Consider the following 3,921-nt stretch of genomic DNA (forward strand, 5'->3'; position numbering starts at 1 on the left):
ATTAAATGTTTTATTTTAATGTTCTTTATTTTATAATTATTTCTAGATGATATTAAGGGGGATTCAAAATGGCTATGATATTTATTGAAAAAGCTACAATCTTAGATGCCGAAAAGTTGACAGAAATAATGAAAAGAACATTCGATGAAGAAGCAAAACAATGGCTATGTGGCCAAGAGGGTGTAATAGATTATAACATTCAACCACCAGGATATTCTTCAATTGAGATGACTATGTATTCGATCGAAGAATTGGATTATTTTAAAGTGATAATGGACGAAGAAATTGTCGGTGGAATTATAGTTACGATTTCTGGTAAGTCTTACGGTAGAATTGATCGTATATTTGTAGAACCTAAACATCAAGGAATAGGAATTGGAGCACAGGTTATTGATTTTATAGAAGAAGAGTTTCCAAGCGTAAGAATTTGGGATCTTGAGACGTCTAGTAGACAAATTAATAATCATCATTTTTATAAAAAAATGGGCTTTGAAACGATTTTTGAAACGGAAGATGAATATTGTTATGTGAAGAGAATAAAGACAGCTTCAAGCGAAGAGAACTTAGTTAATAATAATGATATGAAAACTGGGCGATATGAAAACTGTAATTTGGCAAATTCAGAGTATTATCAAGTGAATTTAAAAGATAGCTCATTTGTTTATAGCAATGTAATGAATATTAATATGAGTAATTGTAATTTAAGTCAATCAAAGTTTAAAAATATAAATTTAAGGAACTCCTCATATGCAGATTTAAATCTTTCGGGCAGTAAATTTAATTTGGTGACTTTAGGTGGAGTTCAATTCAAGAATACAAATCTTGGAGCGGAAAAGGAACCTATTTTATTTGATAGATGTGATTTGGAAGGATGTACAATAAGTAACAGTAATCTTAAAAACGTTGAGATAGAAAATTGTAATATAACTGGTATGAAAATAAACGGTATTCCAGTAGAAGAACTGCTTGAGTTGTATAATCGGGCGAAAAATTAAACAAAAAAACACTTAGTATCTTCTAAGTGTTTTTTTTATTTTGAACGAGAGGAATATAAGAGATGATGTTCAAAAAATGAATATTATATCGAAATAATTATATAAAAATAACACAAAGAAATAAGGGTAGGCAGGATTTTAATATTGGATATTAGAATATGATAATTGAATGGAGGGGAGAAAGATGGGGATTAACGTTAGAGCAGTAGAAACACAGGATGCTAGAGCAATTCATCGTATATGCATTCAAGATGATGTTTTACCATATATGGTTTTCCTACCTAGTATGCGTGTAGATGCAATGGAGAATAGAATTCGAAATTTAGCACAGAATCAATTTGAATTTGTAGCAGAATATGATGGAGAAGTTGTTGGATTTGTCGGTTTAACCCAAAGTCCAGGACGAAGATCTCACTCGGGTGATTTATTCATCGGAGTAGATAGTGAATATCACAATAAGGGAATTGGAAAAGCACTTCTTACAAAAATGCTTGATTTAGCTGATAATTGGCTAATGTTAGAGCGAGTGGAGCTTGGTGTATTAGAAACGAATCCTAGAGCCAAAGTATTATATGAAAAATTTGGATTTATCGAAGAGGGTGTAAAGGTTGGGAATTTGAAGGCTCATGGGAAATTTGTTAACGAAATCATGATGAGTCGTTTTAGACCAAATGGTTTGATTGTACATAATAAATAGAGGGGTAAATTGAACAGAAATATCGATTTGTTTTGAAAAAAGTATGGCAAAAGGACGCCATGCTTTTTTAGTTTGTTAAAAATAAAGAGCAATTTTTATTTAACGGATGTTTTAACGGGGGAAGCATTAGGAATCATCTTGATCCGGAAAACATATGACTTAATAGAATCTATTTCTATGTGCAAGGGGAATGCATATGTGGAAAATTCAAAAACCTTGAAAAAACCATCGCATAAGTATATTTAAATTTTATTTATTTTCATACATAGCATAATTGCGCATTCAAGGAACAAGGAGTGATTGTAATGTCGACAGACCAACCTATTCCTGGACATTTTATTATGGACCCACAGCGGGCTATGCTGTTGCCACCGGAATTGAAAGCAGCTCCACCTGAATCATTAACAGAACAATTATTTATTGAACGATCTATAACTGAAAATAGATTTTGGTTACGTATTATGAAAGAGCATGCTTTGTTTCTTGGTGAGGGATTTAACCGTAACGATAAAAATTTAATTCAGCAGGTAGAACAATTTTATAATCAGTTTGATAGGCAGCTGCAAAAAGCATTTACTATTCCGCAAACTGTTCAAGCAGTTAGGCAATTAAATGAAGAGAGCATTCAGTTAGTGTATGCTTTTCGTAATTATAAAAGAAATTTACTAATTTTAATCATCAATTGTAAAGTGAAAGGGTTTAATTTCCCACTTTTAGTGGATCATGTTGCACGAGAAGCAGAATATTTTATGCGGACACTTCAAAAGTTTAACGAAGGAAAAATGGATCCTATTCAAGATGCGATTATTAGTGAGAATGTTTTCTGGCTGCGTATTATGATGGAACACTCACGTTTTATTGGATCATTATTGGATCAATCGGAAAGAAATCTTGTTCATACAGCGTTGAAATTCGGTGATGATTTCGAAATTCTGCTTAACCAAGCTAGAGATGTTGAATCAATGTTATATCAAAAAGAACCGACATATCCAATTATAGGGAAAATGAATAAAGATAGTGAAAACGCCACTGTTGAGTTAAGGAATTTCAAGAAAGCAGGATTAGAATTAATTCAAACATGCCAAATTCGAAGTGTTATTAATCCATTGCTTGCTGATCACGTTACAAGAGAAGCAGAGCATTTCCTCTTCATGATTCATGTATTGGAGCAAAGGCTAAAGCAAAAGCAGGTGGAACAATCCCCACAATAATAAATAAACAAGAAAAGCATGGCAAACTAATGCCATGCTTTTCTTGTTTATAAATTGTGATTTGATTGTTTCGGTTGTAATAAAAATGATGCTAATCCAATGAAAATAAGTAGAATTCCTAGTCCTTGCTGTAAAGAAATTGTTTCATCTAAAATGAAATAGGCTAGCATACAAGTTCCAATTGTTTCTCCCAAAATACTCATCGAGATAACCGTAGCACTCATCCATTTTAATAACCAATTGAAAATTGTTTGTCCTAAAATCGTTGCAATGAATGCAAGACCTATAAAGGACCACCATGTTTGTGCAGTGTAATTGAAGAAAGATGACTGCTGTGTGTAAGCAAATATACCGAGAAAGAGTGAACTACTACCATAACTAATTACCGAGTACGGTATTAGGGATAGGTCTTTACGAACATGTTGACTAATGAAAAAGTAAGCTGTTATGACGCCAGCAGCAATAAAAGCTAAAATATCGCCGTATAAAGCCTCGCCACTAATTTGAAAATCTTGCCACCCAATCACGATACTTCCTGAAATTGCAATAAGGCAGCCTATAATCGCACCTTTCGTAAACCGTTCCTTAAATAAAAAATAACCACCGACCATTGAAAATAAAGGTTGCAACGTTACGATAACTGTAGAACTTGCTACAGAAGTATACTGTAATGATTCAAACCATAGGACATAATGAGTTGCTAGAAATAATCCAGATAAGAGTCCAAATCCCCATTGCTTTTTTGATAATGAGCGAAGTTCGCTTCGATTGTTTGTATTAAATATTAGAAACGGTAAAAGAATTACCGTAGCAAACAATAATCGATAAAAAGCAGTGATTGCTGCAGGGGCATCTGCTATTTTTACGAAGATTGCTGAAGTTGATAAGGCGAACACGCCGAAAAATAAGATGAAATATGAAAGAATAGGTGCTTTCAAAGTTTGTCCCTCCGTTTTGTTGTTTATTATAATGAACTGTATATAATATAATGTACAAAAGTTAGTATATAAGCCTAAGC

At 32.9% G+C, this 3,921-nt stretch carries 4 protein-coding genes; 3 read left to right on the forward strand and 1 reads right to left on the reverse strand.

What is annotated here, in order from left to right:
* The first annotated feature begins 68 nt into the window (after positions 1-68).
* The 3 genes from AB3X48_RS18795 (at position 69) to AB3X48_RS18805 (ending at position 2,903) form a co-directional block, all read left to right on the forward strand.
* Positions 69-995 (forward strand): GNAT family N-acetyltransferase, encoded by a 927-nt coding sequence (locus AB3X48_RS18795; RefSeq protein WP_367959808.1) that lies wholly within the window; start codon positions 69-71, stop codon positions 993-995.
* Between the two features lie 184 nt (positions 996-1,179).
* Entirely contained in the window at positions 1,180-1,692 is a 513-nt protein-coding gene (locus AB3X48_RS18800) for a GNAT family N-acetyltransferase (RefSeq protein WP_002157865.1), read from the forward strand.
* Between the two features lie 305 nt (positions 1,693-1,997).
* Positions 1,998-2,903 (forward strand): DUF2935 domain-containing protein, encoded by a 906-nt coding sequence (locus AB3X48_RS18805; RefSeq protein ID WP_002109881.1) that lies wholly within the window; start codon positions 1,998-2,000, stop codon positions 2,901-2,903.
* A gap of 47 nt (positions 2,904-2,950) precedes the next feature.
* Here AB3X48_RS18805 and AB3X48_RS18810 read toward each other — a convergent pair whose 3' ends face one another.
* Positions 2,951-3,841: a DMT family transporter gene (locus tag AB3X48_RS18810; RefSeq protein ID WP_016104827.1), complete on the reverse strand. Its 891-nt coding sequence runs from the start codon at positions 3,839-3,841 to the stop codon at positions 2,951-2,953.
* Between the last annotated feature and the right edge of the window lie 80 nt (positions 3,842-3,921).

This window comes from Bacillus sp. S4 (assembly GCF_040838205.1).
Taxonomy (GTDB): Bacteria; Bacillota; Bacilli; order Bacillales; family Bacillaceae_G; genus Bacillus_A; species Bacillus_A cereus_U.

Excerpts from the sequence above, each read along its gene's own strand:
- AB3X48_RS18795 (WP_367959808.1), top strand. The coding sequence starts at position 69 with ATGGCTATGATATTTATTGAAAAAGCTACAATCTTAGATGCCGAAAAG.
- AB3X48_RS18800 (WP_002157865.1), top strand. The coding sequence starts at position 1,180 with ATGGGGATTAACGTTAGAGCAGTAGAAACACAGGATGCTAGAGCAATT.
- AB3X48_RS18805 (WP_002109881.1), top strand. The coding sequence starts at position 1,998 with ATGTCGACAGACCAACCTATTCCTGGACATTTTATTATGGACCCACAG.